The organism is Streptomyces sp. NPDC038707 (assembly GCF_040636485.1).
Lineage (GTDB): Bacteria > Actinomycetota > Actinomycetes > Streptomycetales > Streptomycetaceae > Streptomyces.
Map to the genome: position 1 here is coordinate 192,488 of NZ_JBEZUP010000007.1, position 24,968 is coordinate 217,455.

Genomic DNA, 24,968 nt, shown 5'->3' on the forward strand with positions numbered 1-24,968 from the left:
GGACGCGGGGCGGCACCGCACTCCCGTGGGCGAAATGCCCGGCCGAACGGATCGTGTCATCGTGGGCATGAGCGACCCGCCCCAGGGTTACCCGGCTGCTCCGCATGTCGTCAGCGAAGGAACCCCACGCCATGACCAACGGCTACCCTCCTGACCCCTTCGGTGATTTCCTGGCCCGCTTCTTCGGCGGAGCCGTCGGCGGGGCACCACGCCACATCGACATCGGCCGTCTGCTCAGCCAGCCGGCCCGGGAGCTGGTCAGAGGGGCCGCCCAGTACGCCGCCGAGCACGGCAGCCGCGATCTGGACACCCAGCACCTGCTGCGCGCGGCCGTGTCGGCGGAGCCCACCCGGAGCCTGCTGAGCCGGGCGGGCGCGGACCCGGACTCGCTCGCGTCGGAGATCGACGACCGGGCGGGCCCGGTGCGGCACCCGCCGGGCGAGGGCCCGCCGCCGACGTCGCTGTCGCTGACCCCGGCCGTCAAACGGGCCCTGCTGGACGCGCACGACATGGCGCGGGCGGGCGGCGCCGGGTACATCGGCCCGGAGCACGTGCTCAGCGCGCTGGCGTCGAATCCGGACTCGGCGGCCGGGCACATCCTGAACGCGGCCCGGTACTCGCCGCGCTCGCTGCCCCCGGAGGCACCGGAGAGCGCCCAGCCCCGACCGGAGCGGCAGCGGCCCACCGGCACGCCCACCCTGGACAAGTACGGCCGTGATCTGACCGAGCTGGCCCGGCAGGGCCGGGTCGATCCGGTGATCGGCCGGGACACCGAGATCGAGCAGACCATCGAGGTGCTGTCCCGGCGCGGCAAGAACAACCCGGTGCTGATCGGTGACGCGGGCGTCGGCAAGACGGCCATCGTCGAGGGGCTGGCGGAGCGCATCGCCGACGGCGACGTGCCGGACGTGCTGGCCGGGCGGCGGGTGGTCGCCCTGGACCTGACCGGGGTGGTGGCCGGCACCCGCTACCGGGGCGACTTCGAGGAGCGCCTGAACAACATCGTGGAGGAGATCCGCGCCCACTCCGACCGGCTGATCGTCTTCATCGACGAGCTGCACACCGTCGTCGGCGCCGGTTCCGGCGGCGACAGCGGCGGGATGGACGCCGGGAACATCCTCAAGCCCGCCCTGGCCCGGGGCGAGCTGCACATCGTGGGCGCGACCACGCTGGAGGAGTTCCGCCGGATCGAGAAGGACGCGGCGCTGGCCCGCCGGTTCCAGCCGATCCTGGTACCGGAGCCGACGGTCACGGACGCGATCGAGATCCTGCGCGGGCTGCGCGACCGCTACGAGGCCCACCACCAGGTCCGGTACACCGACGAGGCGCTGGTCGCCGCCGTGGAGCTGTCGGACCGGTACCTCACCGACCGGCGGCTGCCGGACAAGGCGATCGACCTGATCGACCAGGCCGGTGCCCGGGTCCGGCTCGGCGCCGGGACGAAGGGCACGGACGTGCGCGCCATGGAGCGCGAGGTCGAACAGCTGCTGCGGGACAAGGACCAGGCGGTCGCGGACGAGGACTACGAACAGGCCAAGCAGCTGCGCGACCGGATCACCGGGCTGAAGCAGCGGATCGCGGCGGCCGGCGAGCACGACAAGGCCGACGAGGGCCGGCTGGAGGTGACGGCGGAGGCCATCGCCGAGGTGGTGTCCCGGCAGACCGGCATCCCGGTCAGCCGGCTGACCGAGGAGGAGAAGGAGCGGCTGCTCGGCCTGGAGGAGCACCTGCACCAGCGCGTGGTCGGCCAGGAGGAGGCGGTCGCCGTGGTCTCCGAGGCGGTGCTGCGCTCCCGCGCCGGGCTCGCCAGCCCGAACCGGCCGATCGGCAGCTTCCTCTTCCTCGGCCCGACCGGCGTCGGCAAGACCGAGCTGGCCCGGGCGCTGGCGGAGGCGCTGTTCGGCAGCGAGGAGCGGATGGTACGGCTGGACATGAGCGAGTACCAGGAGCGGCACACCGTCTCCCGGCTGGTGGGCGCCCCGCCGGGGTACGTCGGCCACGAGGAGGCCGGGCAGCTCACCGAGGTGGTGCGCCGGCACCCGTACTCGCTGCTCCTGCTGGACGAGGTGGAGAAGGCGCACCCGGACGTCTTCAACATCCTGCTCCAGGTGCTGGACGACGGCCGGCTCACCGACTCGCAGGGCCGGACGGTGGACTTCAGCAACACGGTCATCGTGATGACCAGCAACCTGGGCTCGGAGGCGATCACCCGGCGCGGTACCGGGATCGGGTTCGGGCCGGGCGGTACGGAGGCCGACGAGGAGGCGCGGCGCGAACGCATCCTGCGGCCGCTGCGGGAGCACTTCCGCCCGGAGTTCCTCAACCGCATCGACGAGATCGTGGTCTTCCGGCAGCTGACGGGCGACCAGTTGCGGCGGATCACCGATCTGCTGCTGGAGAGCACCCGGCGGCTGCTGGAGGGGCAGGGCGTGTCGGTGGAGTTCACGCGCGCGGCCGTGGACTGGCTGGCCGAGCGCGGCTACCAGCCCGAGTACGGCGCCCGGCCGCTGCGCCGCACCATCCAGCGCGAGGTGGACAACCAGCTGTCCCGGCTGCTGCTGAACGGCACCCTCTCGGAGGGCGGCCGGGTCACCGTGGACGCCGAGGACGGCCGCCTGCACTTCCGCACCGACCAGCCGGCCCCGCCCGCCCCCGACACCCAGGCCCGGCCCCCCGCCCCGGAGCTGTAGGCCGAAGCCCGGATCCTACGGCGCGGGGCAGCGCCCACTGGGAGGCTGGGGCCCGCCGAGTCCGACCGCCTGGATTCGGCCCCGCCGGGAGGCCGGGACCCCGCCCGGTGCCACCCCGCCAGGGCGCCGGCCCGGCCGGAGCGCGGTCATGCGCGGCCGGAGCCCGTGCCGCAGGCCCGGCCCATCGAAGGGCGCAGCCGGGTCCAGAGGCTGCCGCGCCGGGCGTGCTCCCCCCTTGGCGGTTGCCGCCGTTCCGCGGGGGTGCCCCTATGCAGTCTGTCAAGGTGGCGGGTTAGCTTGCTGGTGATGTCAGCTGGGGAAGGGGATGTGGTGGGGGCGTCGGGTGGAGGGCTGAAGGCGCGGGCCGTCGAGGAGTGACGGGACGTCTGTGACCTGCTGGATGCCGTTCGGCAGCGGCCGAAGGCATGGGTGCGTAACGGCTCGTTGCAGGAACTGGCGGTGATGATGTTCGGGTACCACCTCGCACTCCAGGTCCACGATGTTGATGAGGCGTTCATCCGATGCGGCGGGGTACGAGAGGCGCCGCACTGTGGACTGGGGTGCTGGCGTCGCCTTCGCCCGGTGGGCTACGCTCTGCGGCCATGAATACCGGGACGGCATTGCGCCACACACGGATTGGTGACCCGGTGCTCTACTGAGCGCCGTGCGGGCCGGTACGGGCCCGCTCTTCGATCGACGATCTTGCGCTGCCGCGCGTGCTCCGCCTCCGTCGTGTTGATCAGAGGTTCGACACATCAACCACGACAAGAGGATCCATGCCCACCAAGACGTTGCAGATTCCCACCACGGACGGCCGGGCCGACGCCTTCGCCGCCTTCCCCGACCGCGGCGAGCGGCACCCAGGGGTGCTGATGTACGCGGACGGCTTCGGCATCCGGCCCGTGCTGCGGGAGATGGCCCGCGAACTGGCCGGGCACGGGTACTACGTGCTCGTCCCCAACCTCTTCTACCGGCACGGCCCGGCACCGGTGATCGAACTTCCCGAGCACATCGGAGAAGAGGTCAGGCCCGCGCTCATGGCCCAGGTGATGCCCTTGATCGAGGCGCACACCGTCGAACGTGTCCTGAGCGACGCCAACGCCTACCTCAGGTTCCTCACCACCCAGCCCGAGGTCGGCGCCGGGCCGGTCGCGGTGACCGGCTACTGCATAGGCGGCCTCCTGGCGACGCGCACCGCCGCGGCGCACCCCGGCCAGGTGGCAGCCCTCGCCGCATTCCACGGCCCCGTGGGCGCGGACGGGCCCGACGCCCTCGCCGGGATCACCGCCCAGGTCCACTTCGGCCACGCCGAAAGCGACCTGACGCCCCAGGCCCTCGGCGAACTCAACCGGGCCCTGGACGCCGCGAAGGTCGACTACACCTCCGAGATCTACCCCGGCACCGTCCACGGGTTCACCATGTCCGACACCGACGCCTTCGACCCCGCCGGACTGCAGCGCCACTGGGACCGCCTGCTGCCCCTCCTCGACCACGCACTGGCCAACAGCTGACCGACCGAGTAGGGGCGCCGGCTCCGTGGCGAGCGCGACCAACTGCAGCAAACTGTCCGCCGTCACCTGGGCCGACAACTCGACCGACTTGGTACTCCGGCGGGAGGCGGTCCCGCCAGGGGGCGGCCCGCCGAGGGGCGGCCCCGTCAGGGAGCTGGCCTCGGCGGGCATCCTGGTCCACCGGCCGGAGGACTACCGGGCCGGGTGTACCACCATCGCCGAGCCCCCGCCGCGGCGGGTCTTCTCGGCGGCGGCCAGCCACCTGCCGTCCGGGAGGCGCTGGACGCCGGTGGCGGCGCCGATCTCGGGGGTGGGGTTGAAGGAGTGCCCGATGGCCTCCAGGCGGCGCTTCAGGTCGCTGTCGTACAGCCCCGGTTCCAGCTCGGTCTTCGCCGTGTTGCGCTGGCTGGCGCGCGGTGCGGCGATGGCGTCGACCAGCGGCAGGTGCCGGTCGAGGAAGCCGGTCAGGGTCTGGAGGACCGTGGTGATGATGGTCGCGCCGCCGGGTGAACCGAGCGCCACGACGGGCTTTCCGTGCCGGTCCAGCACGATGGTCGGGGCCACCGAGGAGCGCGGGCGCTTGCCCGGGCCGGGCAGGTTCGGGTCGTGGACGGCCGGGTTGGCGGGGGCGAAGGAGAAGTCGGTCAGCTCGTTGTTGAGCAGGAAGCCCCGGCCGGGCACCGTGATGCCGCTGCCGCCGGTCTGCTCGATGGTGAGCGTGTAGGCGACGACGTTGCCCCACTTGTCGGCCACGGTCAGATGGGTGGTGTTCTCGCCCTCGTACGTCGTCGGGGCCGCGGTGCCGCCCTTGCCGCAGGGCGCCGGCCGGCGCGGGTCGCCGGGGGCGAGCGGGCTGGTGAGGACGGCGTCGTCCTTGATGAGGCAGGCGCGAGAGTCGGCGTACCGCTGCGCCAGCAGCTGCCGGGTCGGTACGGATTCGAAGGCGGGGTCGCCGACCCAGCGTCCGCGGTCGGCGAAGGCGACACGGCTGGCCTCGATGAGGCGGTGCAGGTACCGGACCTGGTCCGCCTTCGACAGGTCGGTCCGCTCCAGGATGTTGAGGGCCTCGCCGACGGTGGTGCCGCCGGAGGAGGACGGGGCGATGGAGTAGACGTTCAGACCGCGGTAGGAGGTCCTGGTCGGGGCCTGGAGCTTGGCCCGGTAGACCGCGAAGTCCTTCTCGGCGAGCTTGCCGGGGCGGGCCTTCCAGCCGGAGGCGGGGTCCACGGGCGGGTGTTCGACGGTCTTGACGATGTCGTCGCCTATGTCCCCGCGGTACACGGCGGCCGTGCCCTCGCGGCCCAGCTGCTCGTAGGTGCGGGCCAGTTCCGGGTTCTTCAGGGTGGAGCCGACGACGGGGAGCCGGCCGCCCGGCAGGAACAGCTTCACGGTGTCGGGGAAGTAGCGGAACCGCGTCTCGTTCTCCGCGGTCTGGGCCCGGAAAGTCTCGTCCACCGTGAAGCCGTCGCGGGCTATTCGCTCGGCCGGTTTCAGGACCGTGCGCAGATTCTCGGTGCCCCACTCCTCCAGGGCCTTCTGCCAGGTGGCGGGGGTGCCCGGGGTGCCGACGCTCAGCCCGCTGCTGACGGCCTGGGCGAAGGGGAGCGGTTTGCCGTTCTCGGTGAACAGGCCGGAGTCCGCGGCGAGCGGCGCGGTCTCGCGGCCGTCGATGCTGTGGACGGTGCGGGTCCTCGCGTCGTAGTAGACGAAGTAGCCGCCCCCGCCGATGCCGGAGGAGTAGGGCTCGGTGACGCCGAGCGCGGCGGCCGTGGCGACGGCCGCGTCCACCGCGTTGCCGCCGCGCCTGAGCACCTCGATGCCGGCGGCGGAGGCGTCCGCGTCGACGCTGGCGACCGCTCCGCCGTACCCCACGGCCACGGGTGTCTTGGTGGGCGTCTCGCTCGCCGGGGCGGCGGGCGGCGCCGCCCCCACCGACACCGACACCACGGCGGCCGAAACCGCCAGAACCGCCAGTTTCCGTTTGCCTGGGCGACCCATGCGTACCTCCCGTCGGGACAGTCCGCGCAGCGTAACCAGAACGACACTGTACCGACAGTACGCCGGGGTATCCGGGCCCACCATGCCGGGGCTCGAACACGCGTACGGCGCGGGCCTGCTCGGGCCGGTGGCGGATGTCACACCGGCGAGCACAACCCGTCCGGCGCGCAGCTGACCTTCTCCTCGCCCGGGGACGACCCGTCACAGGTGTCCGTCCCGCTCCGCGAGCAGTGATCTCCGGCTGCCGCCGGACGAGCCTGGCCCGTTGAACTGCCGCCCCCCTCAGGGTTTCGGGGCCATGGGGGGCTCCCCACCGGGCAGCAGCGCCCCAGGGCCGGCCGGGGCGTGAGCCACCGCCTCGGTCTTGGGGCTGCGCTGCTCACGGCGGGACACCCAGCCGGCGAACCACGAGAGCAGCATGCACATCCCGATGTAGATCGGCGAGATCACCATCACCACGGGGATGAACGGCAAATCGTAGTCGAGGTTGGAGGCGATGAGTTTCCCGGCATGGAGAAACTCCTCGTAGGTGATGAGGAAGCCCAGGGAGGTGTCCTTCAGCGCGACCACCAACTGGCTGATGATGGCGGGCAGCATGGCGCGCACCGCCTGCGGCACGAGGACGTGCGCCATGACCTGCGTCTTGCGCATGCCGAGCGCGAACGCGGCCTCCCGCTGGCCGCGTTCGACCGCGTGGACGCCGGAGCGGAATACCTCGGCGAGCACCGAGCCGTTGTAGAGGGTGAGCCCGGCGACCAGCGCGGGCAGCGGCTGCACCTTCAGCGCCACGAAGATGAAGAAGATCATCACCAGGACGGGCATGGCCCGGAAGAACTCCACGAGGAGCGTGGCGAGCGCGCGCACCGGCCGGTGGTCCGACAGCCGGCCGGTGGCCAGCAGCCCGCCGAGGGCCAGGGAGAGGACGGCCGCGACGGCGAACGCCTTCAGGGTGTTGCCGAGGCCGCGCAGCAACAGCATCTGGATGCCCTGGTACTCGAAGGGCGTCCACTTGGCGGCGGTGAACTGGTGGGTGTGGAACAGCAGGTACAGGATCCAGGCGAGCAGCGCGAGGAGGACGGCGGTGGACAGGACGCCGTAGATGGCGTGCCGCCGCCGGGTGTGCGGGCCCGGGACGTCGTAGAGCGCGGAGGCCTCGGTCATCGGGCGACCCCCCACCGGCGCTCCAGCGCGTGGAACAGGGCGCTGATGGCGAGCGTGATGACGAGGTAGCCGACGGCGATCCAGACGAACGTCCAGATGATGTTGTAGCCGAGTTCGTTGAGCGTCTTGTACGTGCCGAGCAGTTCGGTCACGCTGAAGGCGCCCGCGATGGCGGAGTTCTTGGCGAGCGCGATGAGGGTGGAGCCGACGGGCGGGATCACGGACCGGAACGCCTGGGGCAGTACGACCAGCGACAGGGTCTGCCCGAAGGTCATGCCGAGGCTGCGGGCCGCCTCGCCCTGTCCCTTGGGCACGGTGTTGATGCCGGAGCGCAGCGCCTCGCAGACGAAGGCGGAGGTGTAGCAGCCGAGGGCGAGGACCGCGAACACCTCGAAGGGCAGGACGAGTCCGAACCGGGGCAGTCCGAGCAGCACCGCGAAGAACAGCAGGGTGAGCGGGGTGTTGCGGAGCACGGCGACCCACACGGCGCCGAAGATCCGCAGGGAGCCGACGGGCGCGACCCGGAAGGACGCCATCAGGAAGCCCAGGGCGAGGGCCAGCAGGGAGGCGTAGACGGTCAGTTCGAGGGTGCCGAGGAAACCGGCGCGGTACGCGGGGAAGTTGTCTGTCAGTACGTTCATGCCGTCCTCGCTCAGCCCGCCGGGTAGCGGTCGATGGCGGGCGGGTGGGGTGCGGGCACGCCGGACAGGCCGAGCGTGGCGTCGTACGCCTTCTTCCAGTCGCCGTTCTTCTCGCGGGCCGCCAGGGCGTCGTCGAGGGCGAGGCGCAGGGCGGTGTCGCCGCGCGGGACGCCGATGCCGTAGGGCTCCTTGGAGAAGGGCTTGCCGGCGAGCCGGAGTTCGTCGGGGACCTTGGCCGCGTAGCCGATCAGGATGGCGTCGTCGGTGGTGACCGCGTCGACCTGGTAGGTGAGGAGGTTGTCCACGCAGACGGAGTAGGTGTCGTAGGCGACGAGGACCGCCTTCGGGTAGTCGGCCCGGATGCGCTGGTACGGCGTGGAGCCGGCCGCCGAGCAGACGCGTTTGCCGGCGAGGTCCGCCGGGCCGTGGACGGTGTGCTCGTCCTTGCGGACCAGGAGGGACTGCCCGGCCATGTAGTAGGGGCCGGCGAAGCCCACGAGCTTCTTGCGGTTGGGGTTGATGGTGTAGGTGCCCACGTAGTAGTCGATCTGGCCGTTCTGCAGGGCGGTCTCGCGGTTGGCGGAGGCGATGGTGCGGAACCGGATGGTCCGGGGCGCGAGTCCGAGGGAGGCGGACATCATTTTGGCGATCTCGATGTCGAAGCCGGAGTAGGTGCCGGTGGCGGGGTCCTTCTCGCCGAGGTAGGGCTGGTCCTCCTTGACGCCGACGATGAAGTGGCCACGCCGCTGGGCCCGGGCCCAGGTCCGGGAGGCGGGCAGGCGGACGTCCCGGGCCACTCGGTAGTGCGGGAGTCTCCCGGCGGCCGGTCCCTTGCCGGGCGGGCTGCCCTCCTTGCCGCAGGCGGCGGCCAGCAGCACGAGCAGGGCGCACAGGGCGCGGGGCACACGGGTGGTACGGCACATGGGTCGCGGTCCCCCGGTCAGTGCTTGAGGATCTTGGAGAGGAAGTCCTTGGCGCGGTCGCTGCGCGGGTCCGTGAAGAACTCTTCCGGGCTGCGGTCCTCCACGATCCGGCCGTCGGCCATGAACACGACCCGGTTGGCGGAGGCGCGGGCGAAGCCCATCTCGTGGGTGACGACGACCATGGTCATGCCCTCCCGGGCGAGCTGGCGCATGACCTCCAGCACCTCGTTGATCATCTCGGGGTCGAGGGCGGAGGTGGGCTCGTCGAACAGCATCGCCTTGGGTTCCATGGCGAGCGCGCGGGCGATGGCGACGCGCTGCTGCTGCCCGCCGGAGAGCTGGGCGGGGTACTTGTCGGCCTGGTTCAGCAGACCGACCCGGTCCAGGAGTTCGCGGGAGCGCCGGTCGGCCTCCTCCTGCCGCCGCCGGCGCACCTTGACCTGGGCGAGGGAGACGTTGTGCAGGACGGTCCGGTGGGCGAAGAGGTTGAAGGACTGGAACACCATGCCGACCTCGGCGCGGAGCCGGGCGAGGGCCTTGCCCTCCGCGGGCAGTGGCTGTCCGTCGAGGGTGATGGTGCCGGACTCGATGGTCTCCAGCCGGTTGATCGTCCTGCACAGCGTGGACTTGCCGGAGCCCGACGGGCCGATGACCACGACCACCTCCCCCTTGCCGACCGTGAGGTCGACGTCCCTCAGGACATGCAGCTCCCCGTAGTACTTGTTCACGTTGCGCAGTTCGATCAACGGATCGACGGCCATCCGCAGCCCCGCTCGCTCTCGGCTGTGTCGGTTGCCGCAACCTATCCAGCCGGTGGAGCGGTCGGGGGACGACACGCACCTTCAGGGCATTAGCCGTATTTACGTCAGCGGGCGGCCCCGGGCCTGCCGACGGGGGCCGGGGCGGGCTCAGTCCTCGGCGAGCTCGGCGTACAGCTGGGACAGCTCGGGGACCCCGTTCACGGCCCACTCCTGCCCGGCCGGCCCCACCTCCACCGTCCGGCCGGAGGCGAGCCGTACGACGGGTTCGCCGTCGGGGCGGATCCGCCAGGCGGCGCCGGGCACCGTGCGCACCAGGACCGTGCCCAGGTACAGCCCGGCGTCATGGCCCAGCCAGGGCAGGATCTCGGGGTCGTCGCGCCAGCGCGGGACCATCTGGTCCAGGGCCTCCAGGGAGGCCGGGGTGTCGTCGAGACGGACACCCCCCTCGGCCGCCTGGGCGCGCAGCAGATCGCACTCGGCCAGCAGCGCGGCCACCGCCTCGGGATCGGCGGGCGGCGCCGCCGCACCGTCCTTCTTGTGCCGGGGGCCCAGGAACGGAAGACGCATGCCCCCAGCGTGGCATCACACGTCCAGGTCGACCACCACCGGCGCGTGGTCGGAGGCGCCCTTGCCCTTGCGCTCCTCGCGGTCGACGTAGGCGTCCTTGACGGCCTGGGCGAACGGCGCGTTGCCGTACACCAGGTCGATGCGCATGCCGCGGTTCTTGGGGAAGCACAGCTGGCGGTAGTCCCAGTACGTGAAGGGCCGGTCGTACTTCAGCGGGCGGGGCACGATGTCGTCCAGACCCTCCTCGCGCAGGCCGGCGAGCGCGGCGCGCTCGGCGGGGGTGACGTGGGTGGAGCCCTCGAAGGCCGCCGCGTCGAAGACGTCGTCGTCGGTCGGCGCCACGTTGTAGTCCCCGAGGACGGCGAACGGGCGGCTGCCCCGCGCGTCGCCGTGCACGGCCGCCTTCAGGGCCTCGAACCACTGGAGCTTGTAGGCGTAGTGCGGGTGCTCCACCTCGCGGCCGTTGGGCACGTACACCGACCAGACGCGGACCGGGCCGCAGGTCGCCGAGAGGGCGCGCGGCTCGGTCACGCCCTCGTAGCCGGGGTCGCCGGGCAGACCCTTGACCACGTCCTCGATGCCGACGCGGGAGAGCACCGCCACGCCGTTCCACCGGCCCGTCGCGTGGACCGCGGCCTCATAGCCCAGCTCGCGCAGCTGGTCGAACGGGAACTGTTCCTCGGCGACCTTGGCCTCCTGGAGGCAGAGCACGTCGGTGCCGCTGCTCTCCAGCCAGGCCAGCAGCCTCGGCAGGCGGGCGGTGATCGAGTTCACGTTCCAGGTAGCGATGCGCATGTCCCACAACCTACCCGGCGCCTGTGACAACGGGCTCAGACCTCCGCCGCCGCCCCGGGTGCCAGGCGCTGGTGGTCGGTGCCGCCCAGCCGGCCGAGGTGGCCCTCGTAGATCGGCAGGGCGAGGTCGGTGAGCAGGGCGTCGTGGACGTCGAAGGCGCGCCGCGGGGCGACCTCGCGGACGTAGTCGATCACTTCGGAGATCTTGTTCCAGGGGGCCATCACCGGGACCAGCAGGGTCTGCACCGGGCGGTCGGGGACGGTGAGGGCGTCGCCGGGGTGGAAGAGGGCGCCGCCGTCGATCAGATAGCCGACGTTGGTGACGCGCGGCAGGTCGGGGTGGATCACCGCGTGCAGTTCGCCGTGCACCTGGACGTCGAAGCCGGCGGCGGTGAAGGTGTCGCCGTGGCCGACGGTGTGCACCCGGCCCGGGAAGGCCGCGGAGATCCGCCCGGCGACCGACTCGAGCGTCCAGATCTCGGCGGCCGGGTTGTCCTCCATGGCGGCGCGCAGCCGGGACTCGTCGAAGTGGTCCGGGTGCTCGTGCGTGATCAGGATGGCGTCCGCGCCGAGCGCCGCGTCCTGTTCGGAGAAGGCACCCGGGTCGATGACGAGCGTCCGGCCCTCCTTGTCGAGGCGGACGCAGGCGTGGGACTTCTTCGTGAGCTTCATGTCTCCCATCTTCACGCCCGCGTCCGTCGCGCGCGCCGCTACCCGGCGGGTGTGGTCTCCTCCCGGATGACCCGCTGGGCGACCCGGAACGCGCTGTTCGCGGCCGGTACCCCGCAGTAGACGGCGGTCTGCAGCAGCACCTCGGCGATCTCGGCCGGGGTCAGTCCGCTGCGCAGGGCCGCGCGGGTGTGGGCGGCCAGCTCCTCCAGGTGGCCGCCCGCGACCAGCGCGCTCAGCGTGACGCAGCTGCGGGTGCGGCGGTCCAGGCCCGGCCGGTCCCAGATCTCGCCCCAGGCGTAGCGGGTGACGAAGTCCTGGAAGTCCCCGGAGAACGCGTCGGAGTCCGCCAGCGTGCGGTCCACGTGCGCGTCGCCGAGCACCTCGCGGCGGATCCTCAGCCCGGTCTCGTACCGGTCGGGCGGGCCGTCGGCCTCGGCGGGTTCGGCGGCCGGGGCGATCTCGGCGACCGGCGCGGCCTGCGCCGGCACGGCCGGGGCGGGTGCCGGGACGGCGGCCGCGGCGGGGGCGGCGGCCGGCAGGGCGGTCTGCCCGGTGTCGAAGGGCTGCTGCCAGGCGGTGGAGAAGTGGTGGACGAGCAGGTCGGTGACGGCGGCGGGCTGCTCGACCGGCACCAGGTGGGAGGCGCCGGGTACGACCGCGAGCCGGGCGTCGGGGATGCCGGCGACCAGGGTACGGGCCTCGGCCGGGCCGGTGACCTGGTCGTCGGAGCCGACCAGCACCAGTGTCGGCACGCCGACCCGGCCCAGCTCGGGCCGTACGTCGAAGGTGGCCAGGGCCTCGCAGGCGGCGATGTAGCATCCCGGGTCGGTGGTGCGCACCATCTGCACGGCCCACTCGGTGATCGCGGGCTGCGCGGCGGCGAACCCGCCGGTGAACCAGCGGTCGGGCGCGGTCCGGGCGATCGGGTCGAGCCCGTTGGTACGGACCACCACTCCGCGCTGCCGGAACTCGTCCGCGGTGCCGAACCGGGGGGAGGCCGCGACCAGCGCGAGCGAGGCGAGCCGCTCGGGGTGGCGCAGGGCCAGCTCGATCCCGACGGCGCCGCCGAGCGCGCAGCCCGCGTAGCCGAAGCGCTGCACGCCGAGCGCGTCCAGCGTGGCCAGCAGCCGGCCGGTGAGATCGGCGACGGAGCCGGCGGGGTGCGCCGGGGCGCCGCCGTGCCCCGGCAGATCGAACCGGAAGACCCGCCACTGCTTGGCCAGCTCCGGCACCTGACGGTCCCACATGTGCCAGGTGGTACCCAGTGAGGGACCCAAGATCAGGACCGGCGCGTCTTCTGGCCCGTCAAAGCGGTATTGCAGCGTGTTCGGTGGTGTCTCACTCACGCATCAGACCATCTCACGTCTCACGACGGCCCCTGAAATGAGGCTTGCGACTGCACAGGTCCGACCAGGTGGAAACCCTCCCGGGCCGCGTAGCGCTTGAGGCTTCGGACTCTCTCGCGCCGGGTCTTGCCTTCCTTGTTGCGACGTTCGTAGTGGTTTTGGGTGCGTGGGTCGACGCGCAGGCGAGTCTGTACGATCCGCCGCAGGGCCGCATTCGCTTGCCGGTCGCCGCCGCGGTTGAGGCGACGGTACTGCCGGCTGTCCGAGGAACGCTCGACGGGGCTGACCCCGCACAGCGCCGCGAAGGACGCCTCACTGCCCAGGCGTTCCCGATTGCCTCCGATCGTGATCAGCAAGGGGAGATTCTGGCCGTAGCACCCGGTGATCGCGGTGGGTACGGCGATGATCGCGGCCCAGCTCGTCACCTTCTTCATGATCAGGTCCATGCTGTTGGCCTGGACCGAGAGGTTCGTCTCCATGACCGAGGCCACCAGGTCCCGCAGTGATTCCGTCCACTCGGTCGCACGCAGCACGTGGTCGTAGACGTCCTGGTAGTACGGGACGAGAGGGTCGGTGATCAGGTGCAGGCCGGGGCGCATGAGCCCGTTGACCACCTCGCGCATCGGAAGCACGACGCGGCGCAGCCGGACGAGCGACTTACGCAGTGCGAAAACCCGGCGCTGCACGGCTTCGATCTCACGGCGCCCGGCCGCGAAGAGCAGGCCCTCCAGCTCCTCGATGCTGTCGTCCAGTTGCTGGACGGCGGCGAAAAGTCCGTCCACGAGATGGTCGAGCAGACCGTGCAGCAGGAATCCGACGCCGTGGCCGGCCAGGTCCGGGCTCTCGTCCCAGCGGGCGACGACGTCCTCGATGTCGAGGCCGTCGTCCTTGCGGACGGTGATCATGGCCTGGCCGGTGAGGAATACGGCGATCTCGCTGTACGTCAGCTGCGCATCGTCCGGGCTGACGGTCACGGCTTAGGCGCTGAGGAACTCGTGGGTGCGATAGCGGTCAAGTTTCGGCCGCTGTCCACGCTGGGCGGCATCCTCCAGAGCCAGTTCGTGGATGCCGAACTCCTGACCGAGCATGGTGAGTTCAGCGGCTCCGGGCCGGTGCAGGTCCATCCACAGGACCGACGCCGGATCAGCGAGATGCGCAGGGACGTCACTGACGGGAAAGTCCTCCAGTACCAGAGTGCCGTCGTGATACAGCCGGGTACGCGTCACCATGGCCCGAGGCTAGTGTCTTATATCCCTGTCATGCCGCTTCGCCCCGATTGCCAGCGCGGCAGGTTCATAGACAGCGGCCACCCTCCGGGGAGGACCTCACGACGTCAAAGCCCGGCGACATCCGCAGGCTCGGGCCGACGAGCACCGGGGTGCCGGTCCGAAGGCAGGGGATGTGGGTACCCCGGCCGCCGCATCACATCCGGCGCACACCGCCCGACCGGATGCGGCCCGTCAGCCGGGAAGGACACGCCGACAGCATGACCGCGTATACCCCTCCCCGTCGCCCACCTCCCCCCGCAGGCGGCAGCGATTTCGCCCCCCTGTCCAAGAAGATCGCCGAGGACGACGCCCTGCCCGCCATCATCACCGTCCCCACGGCCACCCTCGTCCTCGCCCTGCTCGAAGGCAGCCCGCACACCGGCCCATGGACGCTGCGGTGGACCAGTGCCGGGCATCCGCCGCCCCTCCTGCCGGCCCAGGACGGACAGGCGCAGTACCTCGAAGCCCGGCAGGGGCTCCTCCTTGGCGCCGGTTCGAGCACCGTCGGCAGCCGACCGAACGCCGCGCAGTCGCTGCCGCCGGTTCCGCCCTGCTGCTCTACACCGACGGCCTGATCGAAATCCCCGGCAGCGACCTCGACACCGGCCTCACCCGTCTGCGCCACCACGCCCTCGCTCTCGCCCACGAACCGCTCGACACCCTGTGCGATCAGCTACTCGACCGCATGCCACCCGGCAACACCGACGACGTGACCCTGCTCGCCCAGCGGATGCCGCCCTGAACCATGACGTGTGCAACTGGAGCCGTGGACGTTTATCTTGCGGAGCGGTCGCGAAGCGTTACCCCCTGGTCGAAGACGAGGAGACGGGTTCGCGTGAGACCCGCACGCGTGCCCTTCTTGGTTGGAAGGGATCCGGTGTGACGTGGACGCGACCGCTTGCAGTACGTCGGCCACACGACCACGCACGCACCGACTCACCGACGCGAAGGCGGTTGGTTTGCAGGGGCGAAGAGTGCCTCCCGCTTGGGCGCGGAGATTCCCTGGGTGACGGGCTGTGCCTCGACCGTCAGAGCGGCGGCGTCGCCCCCTCCTTGCTTCAGGTGCTCAGGAGGGGAGAAGCCGCCCGGCCTGCGCGCGCCACCTGCGGACGCCTTCAGCTCCTCCTCGGCGGTGTCGCCCTTGAGCGCGAGCATCTCGCCTTACGGCCGCAGCAGCGGAATGCCCCAGGCGGCCGGGCGGTCGAGCGGGGCCACGGCCCGGGCGGTCACCACATGGACCGGCGGGAACTTGCCCAGGACCCCCTCGGCACGGCCACGCGAGAAGCACTTGGCCTGGACCGACGCCCTCGTGCCGGAGCTCGCGTCCCGGATCGGCCCCGACGCCCCGGACGCGGACCTCAGGGCCCACACGATGATCAACACCGCACTGGGCTGCTTCGACGTCGCCCTGGTGCGCTGGTCCGAGGCCGGCGCAGACCTCTCCCTCGCCGGGCTCGTCGACGACGTGTTCGGGTTCGTGCGCATCCCGCACGCCTGACCGGCCCGCCGGGCCGCCCCTACGCCCCCGCCGCCCCGCGACGGCCACGCGCTTCGCCCCGTCAGGCAAGCCGCTCGGCTCCGCACGGCCGGGGCGCTGCCGCGCGCCCGCGACCGAGGGCGGCCCGGCCGCCCGGTCACGCCGCCGCACGGGCGCGACGACCCGAGACTCCGACACGGACAGACGACCCGGGGCTTTGACCGCAGACAAAGGCCCGTCCCCTGCGACGCAGCGCACACCTCTCAATGTTTGCATCACTCACATCAGGCGCTAATGTGAGTGGTGTAAACATTTTCGGTGCTCCATGCGAGAGAGAGACCCTTATGACCACCGACCTGTTCTCACCTCTCCCCCTGCACTCCGGGGTGGTGCTCAAGAACCGCATAGCGAAGGCGGCCATGGAAGAGAACCTGGCCGGAGACGGTCAGCTCCCCGACGAGCAGTTGTTCACGCTCTACCGGCGCTGGGCCGCTGGCGGCACCGGACTGCTGATCACCGGCAACGTCATGGTGCACGCCGAGGCGCTCACCGGGCCCGGCGGCGTCGTGCTCGACGAGAAGGCGCCCCTGGCCCCGTTCACCGAGTGGGCCAAGGCCGGCAAGTCCGGCGGCGGTGCGATATGGATGCAGATCAACCACCCCGGCCGCCAGGTGGCCTCCGACATGCCCGGCGTGGTGTGGGGGCCGACCGACATCGGCGTCAGCCTGGGCAAGCACAGCAGCCGCTTCGGCAAGCCGACCGCCATGACCCCGCAGCAGATCCGCGAGACCGTGGCCCGGTACGCGACGACCGCTCGACGCGCCGAGGAGGCCGGCTTCGACGGCGTCGAGGTCCACGCGGCGCACGGCTACCTGCTGTCCCAGTTCCTCTCCCCCCTGGTCAACACACGCACCGACCGGTGGGGCGGATCCCTGGAGAACCGCGCCCGGATGCTGCTCGACATCGTCCGCGCCGTCCGCGCCGCCGTCTCCCCCTCCTTCGCCGTCGCGGTCAAGCTCAACTCCGCCGACTTCCAGCGCGGTGGATTCGACGCCGACGACGCCCGCCAGGTCATCGCGTTGCTCGAGCCGCTCGGCGTCGACCTGGTCGAGCTCTCCGGCGGCAGCTACGAGAGCCCCGCCATGACCGGCCGCTCCGCCGACGCCCGTACCCGGTCCCGGGAGGCGTACTTCCTGGACCTGGCCAAGGACCTGGTCAGGACCAGCCCGCTGCCCCTGATGCTCACCGGAGGCATCACCAGGCGGGCGACCGCCGAGAAGGTCCTCGACAGCGGCGTCGCGGTCATCGGCATGGGTACGGCGCTCGCCGTCACCCCCGATCTGCCGGACCGCTGGGGCCGCAAGCGCGAGGCCGACCGGCAGATACGGCAGGTGAACTGGTCCGACAAGGCCCTCGCCTCCGCCGCGAGCATGGCCCTGGTGCGCCACCAGATGCGCCGTCTCGCCCGCGGCAGCGGCACCAGGCCCGGCACCCACCCGGCGATCGCCCTGGTCTCCGAACGGCGCTTGCAGCGCAAGGCGCTGCGCGGCTACCGCACCTGGCTGTCGAAGCGCCAGAACGCGACCTGAACGGCACCGCTCCACACCGCCGAGGCACGACAGGGAGTACGGGGATGACGCAGCCGGCCCAGCACGACGAGGACCTGAGCGAGGAGCGCTCGGGCGGCGGCTCCCTGTCACGCCCCGCCCCGGCAGAGGTGTCGTCTACCGAGCCCCACGAGGCGGAGAACACGCACGAGCCCGCGGCCCCGCCCGGAGCGGTGGCCACGGTGTGGTCCAGCATCCTCTCGACCGCGTACCGGCGGCTCGGCAAGGTGCGATGAGCGGGAGCTCCCCGTTACCGGAGCGGGAGCTCGCCGTTACGCGGGGGCATCCCCGGAACATTCCGCGAGAATTGCCCCGACCTCAGTGTTGACGCTGCAAACATGGCGTCCTGCAGTTCAATGTATACACCGCTTACATCGGAGTGGGAAAAGAGCACCATGTCGTCGAACCAGAAGGACATCGTCAAGGTCGACCTGGGAGGCCACGAGGTCACCGTCCCCAAGGACGGGATGTACGACCGCTACCGCATGGCCCCGGACCTGGACGCGATCGCCCGCGACCCGCGCGTCAGCAACGTGGACTTCTTCCGGAAGCTCCCGAAGATCAAGGTCGACTCCCCGATCGGCCCCACCCTCACCCCGAACTTCTACTACACCATCTCGACCGCCCGGCTCACGATGCTCGCGCCCTCCCGCGCGATCCGCTCCCGGCTGCCCGAGGAACTCTCGCCGCTGGAGATCGTGCCCGGCCTCGGCCTGGTCTCGGTCATGTTCTTCCGCTACGACGTGTGCGACATCGACTTCTACACCGAGGCGGCCGTCGGTATCGCGGTCAAGCCCGCGCGCCACGGCAGGCTCGGCTTCTTCGACCTCGTCACCGGCCTGAAGAACGAGCACCTCGACTCCTACGTCCTGTCGCTGCCGGTCAGCACCGAGATCGCCCAGGTCCGCGGCCACGACGGCTATGGATTCCCCAAGTGGGTCACCGGCCTCGACGTCGACATCAACCACCACCGCACGACCGCCCGCGTGGCCAACGACTCCGGCGGGGTCGACCTGTCGCTGCTGGCCAACACCCCCACCCAGAAGGCCTACGTGAGCGGGGAGCGCGTCGGCTCGCTGACCTCGTACACCCGGATCGACGGCGCGTGGCACTCCACGCTGAACCAGACCAACGTGCTGAACGCCGGCACGACGCGCAACACCAGCGGCATCGCCCTCCAGCTCGGCGAGGGCCGTATGTCCGACGACCTGCGGTCGCTCAAGCCGAAGCGGACCATCCAGTTCGACGTCATGACCGAGGGTCAGGCCGCCCTGCACATGCCGGTCCCCACCTCGGTCCAGAGCCGCGACAAGTAACAAAGGAGCTCCGCCATGCCCACCTCGTCCGCTGGCCCGACGACCGGTCTTCCCGCAACCGTCACCCCGTCCTTCCTCCAGCGGCTGACCGACCGCGTCTCGGCCGCGCCGAACGCCGCACGCGTCACCACCACCGCCCCCTACACCGGCGTCCCCCTGGCCGACCTCCCGGTCTCCACCCCCGACGACGTCGAGGCCGCGTTCGTCCGCGCCCGGACCGCGCAGAAGACCTGGGCCGCCACACCGGTCTCGGAGCGCAAGAAGATCCTGTTGCGCTACCACGACCTGATCCTGGCCCGTCAGGACGAGGCGCTCGACTTGATGCAGGCCGAGAACGGCAAGACCCGCCGCGACGCATTCCTCGAGGTCGTCGACATCGGCATCGTCTCCCGCTACTACGCGCGCAACGCCGCCAAGTACCTCCGCCCCAAGCGCCGCCACGGCGCGATACCGCTGCTCACCCACACCACCGAGCTGCGCCACCCCAGGGGCGTCGTCACCGTCATCTCGCCGTGGAACTACCCGCTGAGCATGGCCGCCAGCGACACAATCGCCGCCCTCATGGCTGGCAACGCGGTCGTCCAGAAGCCCGACACCCAGACCGCCCTGACCGCCCTGTGGTCGATGGACCTCATGTACGAGGCCGGTCTGCCCAAGGACGCATGGCAGATGGTGATCGGCCGGGGCATCTCCATCGGCGACGCCCTGATGAACAACGCCGACTACATGATGTTCACCGGCTCCACCGCCACCGGCCGCCAGATCGCGGCCGACGCCGGTCGGCGCCTCATCGGCGCCTCCCTCGAACTCGGCGGCAAGAACCCCATGATCGTCCTCGACGACGCGGACATCGAGAAGGCCGCCGACGGCGCCGTCGCCGCCTGCTTCCCCTCCGCCGGGCAGCTGTGCGTCTCCGTGGAGCGCCTGTACGTGGCCGAGTCCATCCGTGACCAGTTCGTCGCGGCGTTCACCCGGCGCACCAGGAACCTCAAGATCGGCGCCGCGTACGACTACAGCGTGGACGTCGGCAGCCTCACCACCCCGGCCCAGCTCAAGACCGTCACCGAGCACGTCGACGACGCCGTCGCCAAGGGCGCCACCATCCTCGCCGGCGGAAAGGCGCGGCCCGACCTCGGTCCCCTGTTCTACGAGCCGACGATCCTCACCGACGTCACGCCCGAGATGACCCTGTACGGCTACGAGACCTTCGGTCCGGTCGTCTCCGTCTACACCTACCGTGACGTCGACGAGGCCGTCTCCCTGGCCAACGCCACCACGTACGGCCTCAACGCCAGCGTCTGGAGCCGCAACGGAGCCCGCGGCCGGTCCGTCGCCGCCCGCGTCCACGCCGGCACCGTCAACGTCAACGAGGCCTTCGCTGCTGCCTGGGGCAGCATCGACGCCCCCATGGGCGGCATGGGCGACTCCGGACTCGGCCGCCGACACGGTGCCGACGGCATCCTCAAGTACACCGAACCGCAGACCATCGCTCACCAGCGCATCCAGGGCTTCTACCCACCGTCGGGCATCAGCCCCGAGTCCTGGGCCGGTCTCCTGACCAGAGCACTCAAGGCACTCAAGGCGGCCGGCGTCCGCTGAACCGCGACCGCCATCCAGGAGCTGCCCCGACGTGGGCAGTTCCAGGGGGACAGCAGACTCACCCTCTCCATCCGGTCCGTCGGGAGATGCGTACCCGATGGCATCGCAACTGCCAAGCTCGTACAGACCGGAATTTCTTCGGGAAAATGACCGCTGAGGCTTTGGAAGGACGCCGGCGCCGACAACACCACGCAACGGTGATCTACCGGCCCACGCCGTGCGCCTCGCACAGCCAGCCGCGACAGCGACGCAAGGCGTTGCGCTGTTGGAGCCGTTGAGGTGTCAGCGCGATTGCCGGGTGATTCGGGGTTGCCTCCGAGGGCGAGGCGGATACCAGGTGACGCGCTCGCGCCTTGTTGGCGGCGGACGCGAGGGTTGTGGGACCACGTCACGGTTCCATCCGCCAGTCAGGCCGGGGCGATGCAGGAGTGACTGGAACAGGTCACTGACCACCTGCTTCCCCCTTCCCTTTTCGATCACATACGATGTATGCGACGTTCACATGAGAAAGAGAACGTAAGCGGCGTAAGCATTAGGGACTGTGACCTATGTCTCATGACACGTATCATCACGGCGACCTGCGTGCCGCCTGCCTGCGCGCCGCGCGTGAGCTTCTCGAGGAGGACGGCAGCGCGGCTCTGTCGCTGCGCGCGGTGGCCCGGCGCGCCGGGGTGTCGGCCACGGCCCCCTACCGCCACTACGCCGACCGCGACGCGCTTGTTTCTGCGGTGGCTGCCGAAGGTTACCGGGAGCTGGCCCAACACTTGGCCGAGGCTCATCCCGCGCCCTCGACCCCCGACGAACTTGCCGCGGTCGCCGTCGCCTATGTTCAGTTCGCCTTGGAACACCCGGCCTTGTTCCGGGCCATGTTTGCCGAGCCCTGCGATCCGACCAGCGCGGAACGGGTCGCCGCGACCGCCGCTATTTCGGAGTACGTCCGCAGTATCGTCCGGGCCACCTTCCCCGGCGTGGACGCGGACGCCCTGTCCACCACCGTGTGGGCCCTGGTTCACGGCCTGGCGTTCCTGCACCTCGACGGCAAACTCGACTCCTCCACTCCCGGCATCGTCGCCGCACAGGTTCAGGCTGCCGTACATGCACTGTTCAGCGCGTCCCCGGCGATGGCTCAGGGAACGACCGGGCCGACGGCGATCTAGGCTGTCCGCAGTCTTGCCTGTCGAAACCGGCTCAGCGGTAGGTGCGCATGTGGCGTCTGTCGCCGGCGAAGTGGGCGTGCTCGTTGAAGGTCAGCAGCGTGGCTCCCGAAGCGCCCACGCTGGGAGGTGGGGGCGTCGCGGGTGATCAGGGCGAGGTGGTCGTACTCGTTCCCGTGACGCCTGTGTCGACGGCTCGGGGGTCAGGGAAGCAACGATGGCTTCGACCTGGACCGGCCGGTTGCGTGCCGGTGCCTGAACACTACCCGGACGGCACAACCGATCCTGGAACTCCGTCCAACTGCCCGCCGCCGCGCCACCTCAGCGAGCACCTTGAGCTGCTGGGCAGGAACACAGGAGGGCACCACGGCCAAGGCGAGTTTCCAGCGTCCACTGTCCACCAGGGCCCGCTTGGCGCGGGCGACGTGCAGAAAGTCGCCGATCAGCTTGACAGAGTCCGCCTCGCTCGGCACCAGTCTCGGCTGCCTGCGCACCCCGATGGACACAGCAGTCTCACGCAGTTCGCGCACCCGGGCGTCCGAGATCTTCACCATGCGTTGAGCTTCGCGGCGTGCGTGGTTTGTCCGTGCCTCCGCCTCGGGCTCCAGTTCGCCGGTGGGGCCACCTGCTTCTTGGCGGCTGGCTCCGCGCAACCATTGATGAATGGTCCCCTGTACACGCCATGCCGCTGGGCAAGGACTTCGAGCTTAGACCGCTTCTCATGAGGAGCGTTCCAGTACTCCTCCCGTAACGCCCTGATCTCCCGGTTGGACACCTCCGTCAGACGATCATGCATGTTCTGCTTCTTGACCCCACCTTGAGATGGTGCGGGTTACAGCAGCCCGGACCACTGCCTCCTGGACACAGATGCCGAACAACAAGATCACTGCCAATACGCGCCAGGGTCACACCGTGGTGCAGGACATGAGCGACCCTGGCAGCCTGCGTGTGCGCAGCCGGTAGCGGACCGTGCGGACGGTCAGAATCGTGATGACGCCTTTCCGGCAAGCCCCTATCGAGACACGTCCATCAGCCCGGGACCAACAGTGCGCAGCCCCCTGGCCGGCGGTCGGCACAGTGTGATCAGGACACCTCGGGTCAGAGATCTCAGGAGTCAGACCCCGCCGTAGGACAGGCACCCCCACCTACGGTTCTCGGCCCAACCGGCTTCCAGCCACGTCAGCCCGCTCGTTCGAGCGAATTGACTCGAAGCACCGGCCGCCTACCACCGGAACTGGCACCGTACCGCCGTCGTACGTCACTGCGAGTCGAAGGCGGGCCCTTGGAACGGCGGGTCAATGAGCGGCAGCTCTCGGTGTTGCAGTGGGTGGAAGCCGGGTGTCCTGCCAACGTATGGAGGACCAACTCCTACAAGACCACCTGTCAGGCGCTCCACAACCGGGGCCTGGTGACGGTCTCCCGGAAGGCCGGGCAGTGGAGCGTCGCCCTGACGAGCGCCGGTCGGCACTACCTGGCGCACGGCACGTACCCTCCCCTCGGATCACGCCCCCGGAAGACCCAGGCCGCCGCTCCACGACCCCAGTCCACCCGAGCGCAGAGGACTCCGGCCGCCGAGCGGAAGCCACGCCCTCCGTCACGGCCTCGTGTGCGGCAGCGGTCCCGGCTTGGAGCAGTGGCCGTCCCGCGTCGCCGCCGCACGCAGGTCCGGAAGGGTTCCGGAGACGAAGGAGCTGTACGGAAGCTGGTGCCGTGACGGGTACGAGATCAAGCTCGTGGATATCCCCGCCTGGCGTCTCGCCGTCCTCGACCCCGTCCCCGTGCCCTCGCGGCTCACTCGGCCGCACACCGTAATCCGGGCCATGCAGAACGAACGCCAGCCGCTCGGCCTGACCAAGCCCGTCCAAGGACGCGCGCTCCGACTCGTCCAGGCACTGATCACCGCCGCCGAGGCCGAAGGACACACCTGCGCGGCCGGCCAAACCGGCTTCGCACCCCCACCTCATCGCCGCCGCAGGGCAAATCCCCACTTGACCATCACCGCACAGGGACAGCCAGTGGGGTTTCTCGTCCTCCAGGAGCAGGACCGGACCGAGCACGTCGCCACCGAGAAGGAACTCGCCGACGCCAAGAAGAACTCCTGGGTCAGAATCCCCCGCTTCGACTACACCCCATCCGAACGCCTCCGTTTCATCCTCAGCGGCGGTCAGCCGCACCGGGCGAGCGAATGGGCCGACGCTCCCGGCCGCGCCCTCGAAGACCAGCTCGCCGAGATCGCACAGGAGGTCACGCTTCGTGGCGAAGCCGCCGAACGCAGACGCCAGGACGAGGCCGAAGCGGCACGCCACAAGCGCATCCGCTGGGAAGCCGCCATGGAATCAGCCCGCATCCGGTACGCGGAGGCGTACCGCGTCCGGCACCTGGAAGCTCAGGAAGCGGCGTGGCGCCACGCCACCCGACTGACCCAATACGTGAGCGCCGTACGCACGCGAGTCGAGGCCATGCCTCCGGGCCAGGCCAGAACCGAAGCCGAGGAATGGATCAGCTGGGCAGCGGCCACCGTCGAGCGCCTCGACCCGTTGAACACACCGCCCCGGCTGCCCGACATTCCCAAGCCACGAGCCGACGACCTGAAACCCCTCCTCGGGCACTGGAGCCCTCACGGCCCCACCTGCTGAACGCCCGCACCGCACATGGTGCGCACACACAACCGCAGCTCAGGAGCTTTCGCGACCGGTTCAAGCTGTGAAATACCAGGTCAGAGCGCTATGTCGGCTCTCTGCCTCCCTCTCCACGTGGGCAGAGCGTCGAACGAGCGTCATGACGACCGGCTCGTCACCTCCCCGGGGGACCGGACGGCTGCCACGGCGCGGCCACCGCGCCCGTGATCAGTCCGCTTCAGTCAAGGCCGCGTGCGCGGCGGCGAGGATCTCCCCGGAGAGCGGGAAGCCCTTGGTGGCCCGGGACAGGACCAGCGCACCGAACAGAGTGCACAGGCGGACGATGCCGTCCTGGTCGTCACTGGCCAGGAAACCGGCGAAGTCGGCCACCCCCTCGGCGTAGACGCGACGGGCCTCGCGCCCCCCGCCCTCGCGCGCGATGTCGGTGGCGAGCGCGGCGACCGGGCAGCCGTCCGCCGGGGCGTCGCGGTGCTCGACGGAGAGGTATGCGTCGAGCAGCGCCTGCTGGGCGGCGGCGCGCTGCCCGTCGTGCCGCTCGAGCCCGGCGCTGTAGCGCTGGGCGAGCTCGGCGAAGGCGTGCGCGGTGGCCTCGTCGACGAGTGCCTCCTTGGAAGCGAACTGCTTGTAGAAGGCGCCGTGGGTCAGACCGGCCGCCTTCATCAGGTCGGCGACGCTGACCTGCATGCCCTGCTCCCGGAACAGCCGGGATGCAGTGTCCACCACCCGCCTGCGATTTTCCTCCGCCTGCGCCTGTGATACGCGGCCCATGACCACCTCCCATTTAGATTGCGACTGGCATCTATCATAGACTCATGCTTAGATTGCATTCATAATCTAAACAGTT

General features: G+C 70.6%; 23 protein-coding genes and 2 pseudogenes. 11 read left to right on the plus strand and 14 right to left on the minus strand.

Annotated features, from left to right (window positions below; genetic code table 11):
* The first annotated feature begins 131 nt into the window (after positions 1–131).
* Together AB0E62_RS12750 and AB0E62_RS12755 are read left to right on the plus strand one after the other, a co-directional pair.
* A complete protein-coding gene (locus AB0E62_RS12750) occupies positions 132–2,690 on the plus strand; it encodes an ATP-dependent Clp protease ATP-binding subunit (protein WP_362191634.1) in 2,559 nt (852 codons plus the stop codon).
* A 776-nt stretch (positions 2,691–3,466) separates the two neighbouring features.
* Entirely contained in the window at positions 3,467–4,201 is a 735-nt protein-coding gene (locus AB0E62_RS12755) for a dienelactone hydrolase family protein (RefSeq protein ID WP_362191636.1), read from the plus strand.
* Positions 4,202–4,393: 192 nt separating this feature from the next.
* Here AB0E62_RS12755 and ggt read toward each other — a convergent pair whose 3' ends face one another.
* From ggt to AB0E62_RS12805, 10 genes and pseudogenes are all read right to left on the minus strand, one after another.
* The gene (gene ggt / locus AB0E62_RS12760) at positions 4,394–6,199 is read right to left on the minus strand and encodes a gamma-glutamyltransferase (protein WP_362191638.1); all 1,806 of its coding nucleotides are present in this window, start codon (positions 6,197–6,199) and stop codon (positions 4,394–4,396) included.
* A 282-nt stretch (positions 6,200–6,481) separates the two neighbouring features.
* Positions 6,482–7,360, minus strand: a complete 879-nt coding sequence (locus tag AB0E62_RS12765) for an amino acid ABC transporter permease (protein WP_362191640.1) — start codon at positions 7,358–7,360, stop codon at positions 6,482–6,484.
* Positions 7,357–8,001: an amino acid ABC transporter permease gene (locus AB0E62_RS12770; protein WP_362191642.1), complete on the minus strand. Its 645-nt coding sequence runs from the start codon at positions 7,999–8,001 to the stop codon at positions 7,357–7,359. The genes AB0E62_RS12765 and AB0E62_RS12770 overlap by 4 nt, the downstream gene beginning before the upstream one ends.
* 11 nt (positions 8,002–8,012) lie before the next feature.
* Positions 8,013–8,924: a glutamate ABC transporter substrate-binding protein gene (locus AB0E62_RS12775; protein WP_362191644.1), complete on the minus strand. Its 912-nt coding sequence runs from the start codon at positions 8,922–8,924 to the stop codon at positions 8,013–8,015.
* 17 nt (positions 8,925–8,941) lie between these two features.
* On the minus strand, positions 8,942–9,685 hold the full coding sequence (locus tag AB0E62_RS12780; protein ID WP_362191646.1) for an amino acid ABC transporter ATP-binding protein: 744 nt from the start codon (positions 9,683–9,685) through the stop codon (positions 8,942–8,944).
* Positions 9,686–9,832: 147 nt separating this feature from the next.
* Complete coding sequence (locus AB0E62_RS12785; RefSeq protein WP_362191648.1) at positions 9,833–10,252, minus strand: DUF6278 family protein; 420 nt, start codon at positions 10,250–10,252, stop codon at positions 9,833–9,835.
* Positions 10,253–10,267: 15 nt separating this feature from the next.
* On the minus strand, positions 10,268–11,047 hold the full coding sequence (locus AB0E62_RS12790; protein ID WP_362191650.1) for an exodeoxyribonuclease III: 780 nt from the start codon (positions 11,045–11,047) through the stop codon (positions 10,268–10,270).
* A gap of 35 nt (positions 11,048–11,082) precedes the next feature.
* Positions 11,083–11,718 (minus strand): MBL fold metallo-hydrolase, encoded by a 636-nt coding sequence (locus AB0E62_RS12795; RefSeq protein ID WP_362191652.1) that lies wholly within the window; start codon positions 11,716–11,718, stop codon positions 11,083–11,085.
* A gap of 38 nt (positions 11,719–11,756) precedes the next feature.
* Positions 11,757–13,064 carry a 4-carboxymuconolactone decarboxylase gene (pcaC, locus tag AB0E62_RS12800; protein WP_362191654.1) on the minus strand — a complete coding sequence of 436 codons (1,308 nt, stop codon included), beginning with the start codon at positions 13,062–13,064 and terminating at the stop codon, positions 11,757–11,759.
* Positions 13,065–13,084: 20 nt separating this feature from the next.
* Positions 13,085–14,293: pseudogene (locus AB0E62_RS12805) on the minus strand (CorA family divalent cation transporter).
* A 257-nt stretch (positions 14,294–14,550) separates the two neighbouring features.
* Here AB0E62_RS12805 and AB0E62_RS12810 point away from each other — a divergent pair.
* Both AB0E62_RS12810 and AB0E62_RS12815 read left to right on the plus strand, forming a co-directional pair.
* Positions 14,551–14,907: a SpoIIE family protein phosphatase gene (locus AB0E62_RS12810; protein ID WP_362191656.1), complete on the plus strand. Its 357-nt coding sequence runs from the start codon at positions 14,551–14,553 to the stop codon at positions 14,905–14,907.
* Complete coding sequence (locus AB0E62_RS12815; RefSeq protein ID WP_362191783.1) at positions 14,907–15,074, plus strand: hypothetical protein; 168 nt, start codon at positions 14,907–14,909, stop codon at positions 15,072–15,074. Before AB0E62_RS12810 ends, AB0E62_RS12815 begins: the two co-directional genes overlap by 1 nt.
* Positions 15,075–15,268: 194 nt before the next feature.
* Here AB0E62_RS12815 and AB0E62_RS12820 read toward each other — a convergent pair whose 3' ends face one another.
* On the minus strand, positions 15,269–15,487 hold the full coding sequence (locus AB0E62_RS12820) for a hypothetical protein (RefSeq protein WP_362191658.1): 219 nt from the start codon (positions 15,485–15,487) through the stop codon (positions 15,269–15,271).
* A gap of 9 nt (positions 15,488–15,496) precedes the next feature.
* Positions 15,497–15,610: pseudogene (locus tag AB0E62_RS12825) on the minus strand (16S rRNA (guanine(527)-N(7))-methyltransferase RsmG); the annotation flags it as partial.
* A 10-nt stretch (positions 15,611–15,620) separates the two neighbouring features.
* On the opposite strand from AB0E62_RS12825, the gene AB0E62_RS12830 reads away from it, so the two are divergent.
* From AB0E62_RS12830 to AB0E62_RS12855, 6 genes are all read left to right on the plus strand, one after another.
* Positions 15,621–15,830 carry a hypothetical protein gene (locus AB0E62_RS12830; protein ID WP_362191801.1) on the plus strand — a complete coding sequence of 70 codons (210 nt, stop codon included), beginning with the start codon at positions 15,621–15,623 and terminating at the stop codon, positions 15,828–15,830.
* Between the two features lie 323 nt (positions 15,831–16,153).
* The gene (locus AB0E62_RS12835; protein ID WP_362191660.1) at positions 16,154–17,398 is read left to right on the plus strand and encodes an NADH:flavin oxidoreductase/NADH oxidase family protein; all 1,245 of its coding nucleotides are present in this window, start codon (positions 16,154–16,156) and stop codon (positions 17,396–17,398) included.
* 44 nt (positions 17,399–17,442) lie between these two features.
* Complete coding sequence (locus AB0E62_RS12840) at positions 17,443–17,652, plus strand: hypothetical protein (RefSeq protein ID WP_362191662.1); 210 nt, start codon at positions 17,443–17,445, stop codon at positions 17,650–17,652.
* Between the two features lie 159 nt (positions 17,653–17,811).
* Positions 17,812–18,732 carry an acetoacetate decarboxylase family protein gene (locus AB0E62_RS12845; RefSeq protein WP_362191664.1) on the plus strand — a complete coding sequence of 307 codons (921 nt, stop codon included), beginning with the start codon at positions 17,812–17,814 and terminating at the stop codon, positions 18,730–18,732.
* Between the two features lie 15 nt (positions 18,733–18,747).
* Positions 18,748–20,331, plus strand: coding sequence for a succinic semialdehyde dehydrogenase (locus AB0E62_RS12850; protein ID WP_362191666.1), 1,584 nt, complete (start codon positions 18,748–18,750; stop codon positions 20,329–20,331).
* Between the two features lie 548 nt (positions 20,332–20,879).
* The gene (locus tag AB0E62_RS12855) at positions 20,880–21,488 is read left to right on the plus strand and encodes a TetR/AcrR family transcriptional regulator (protein WP_362191668.1); all 609 of its coding nucleotides are present in this window, start codon (positions 20,880–20,882) and stop codon (positions 21,486–21,488) included.
* 200 nt (positions 21,489–21,688) lie between these two features.
* On the opposite strand, the gene AB0E62_RS12860 is transcribed toward AB0E62_RS12855, so the two are convergent.
* Complete coding sequence (locus AB0E62_RS12860; RefSeq protein ID WP_362191670.1) at positions 21,689–22,039, minus strand: hypothetical protein; 351 nt, start codon at positions 22,037–22,039, stop codon at positions 21,689–21,691.
* A gap of 1,266 nt (positions 22,040–23,305) precedes the next feature.
* Between AB0E62_RS12860 and AB0E62_RS12865 the strand changes: the two genes are divergently transcribed.
* The gene (locus AB0E62_RS12865; RefSeq protein ID WP_362191672.1) at positions 23,306–24,121 is read left to right on the plus strand and encodes a hypothetical protein; all 816 of its coding nucleotides are present in this window, start codon (positions 23,306–23,308) and stop codon (positions 24,119–24,121) included.
* A gap of 210 nt (positions 24,122–24,331) precedes the next feature.
* Here AB0E62_RS12865 and AB0E62_RS12870 read toward each other — a convergent pair whose 3' ends face one another.
* Positions 24,332–24,892 carry a TetR family transcriptional regulator gene (locus AB0E62_RS12870; RefSeq protein ID WP_362191673.1) on the minus strand — a complete coding sequence of 187 codons (561 nt, stop codon included), beginning with the start codon at positions 24,890–24,892 and terminating at the stop codon, positions 24,332–24,334.
* Positions 24,893–24,968 lie beyond the last annotated feature (76 nt).

Coding starts and splice junctions, on each gene's coding strand:
- AB0E62_RS12840 (WP_362191662.1), top strand. CDS start 17,443: ATGACGCAGCCGGCCCAGCACGACGAGGACCTGAGCGAGGAGCGCTCG.
- AB0E62_RS12855 (WP_362191668.1), top strand. CDS start 20,880: ATGTCTCATGACACGTATCATCACGGCGACCTGCGTGCCGCCTGCCTG.
- AB0E62_RS12750 (WP_362191634.1), top strand. CDS start 132: ATGACCAACGGCTACCCTCCTGACCCCTTCGGTGATTTCCTGGCCCGC.
- AB0E62_RS12790 (WP_362191650.1), bottom strand. CDS start 11,047: ATGCGCATCGCTACCTGGAACGTGAACTCGATCACCGCCCGCCTGCCG.
- AB0E62_RS12765 (WP_362191640.1), bottom strand. CDS start 7,360: ATGACCGAGGCCTCCGCGCTCTACGACGTCCCGGGCCCGCACACCCGG.
- AB0E62_RS12780 (WP_362191646.1), bottom strand. CDS start 9,685: ATGGCCGTCGATCCGTTGATCGAACTGCGCAACGTGAACAAGTACTAC.
- AB0E62_RS12755 (WP_362191636.1), top strand. CDS start 3,467: ATGCCCACCAAGACGTTGCAGATTCCCACCACGGACGGCCGGGCCGAC.
- AB0E62_RS12795 (WP_362191652.1), bottom strand. CDS start 11,718: ATGAAGCTCACGAAGAAGTCCCACGCCTGCGTCCGCCTCGACAAGGAG.
- AB0E62_RS12785 (WP_362191648.1), bottom strand. CDS start 10,252: ATGCGTCTTCCGTTCCTGGGCCCCCGGCACAAGAAGGACGGTGCGGCG.
- AB0E62_RS12860 (WP_362191670.1), bottom strand. CDS start 22,039: ATGGTGAAGATCTCGGACGCCCGGGTGCGCGAACTGCGTGAGACTGCT.
- AB0E62_RS12810 (WP_362191656.1), top strand. CDS start 14,551: ATGACCGCGTATACCCCTCCCCGTCGCCCACCTCCCCCCGCAGGCGGC.
- AB0E62_RS12850 (WP_362191666.1), top strand. CDS start 18,748: ATGCCCACCTCGTCCGCTGGCCCGACGACCGGTCTTCCCGCAACCGTC.
- AB0E62_RS12835 (WP_362191660.1), top strand. CDS start 16,154: ATGACCACCGACCTGTTCTCACCTCTCCCCCTGCACTCCGGGGTGGTG.
- AB0E62_RS12820 (WP_362191658.1), bottom strand. CDS start 15,487: ATGCTCGCGCTCAAGGGCGACACCGCCGAGGAGGAGCTGAAGGCGTCC.
- AB0E62_RS12775 (WP_362191644.1), bottom strand. CDS start 8,924: ATGTGCCGTACCACCCGTGTGCCCCGCGCCCTGTGCGCCCTGCTCGTG.
- AB0E62_RS12870 (WP_362191673.1), bottom strand. CDS start 24,892: ATGGGCCGCGTATCACAGGCGCAGGCGGAGGAAAATCGCAGGCGGGTG.
- ggt (WP_362191638.1), bottom strand. CDS start 6,199: ATGGGTCGCCCAGGCAAACGGAAACTGGCGGTTCTGGCGGTTTCGGCC.
- AB0E62_RS12845 (WP_362191664.1), top strand. CDS start 17,812: ATGTCGTCGAACCAGAAGGACATCGTCAAGGTCGACCTGGGAGGCCAC.
- AB0E62_RS12770 (WP_362191642.1), bottom strand. CDS start 8,001: ATGAACGTACTGACAGACAACTTCCCCGCGTACCGCGCCGGTTTCCTC.
- AB0E62_RS12865 (WP_362191672.1), top strand. CDS start 23,306: ATGCAGAACGAACGCCAGCCGCTCGGCCTGACCAAGCCCGTCCAAGGA.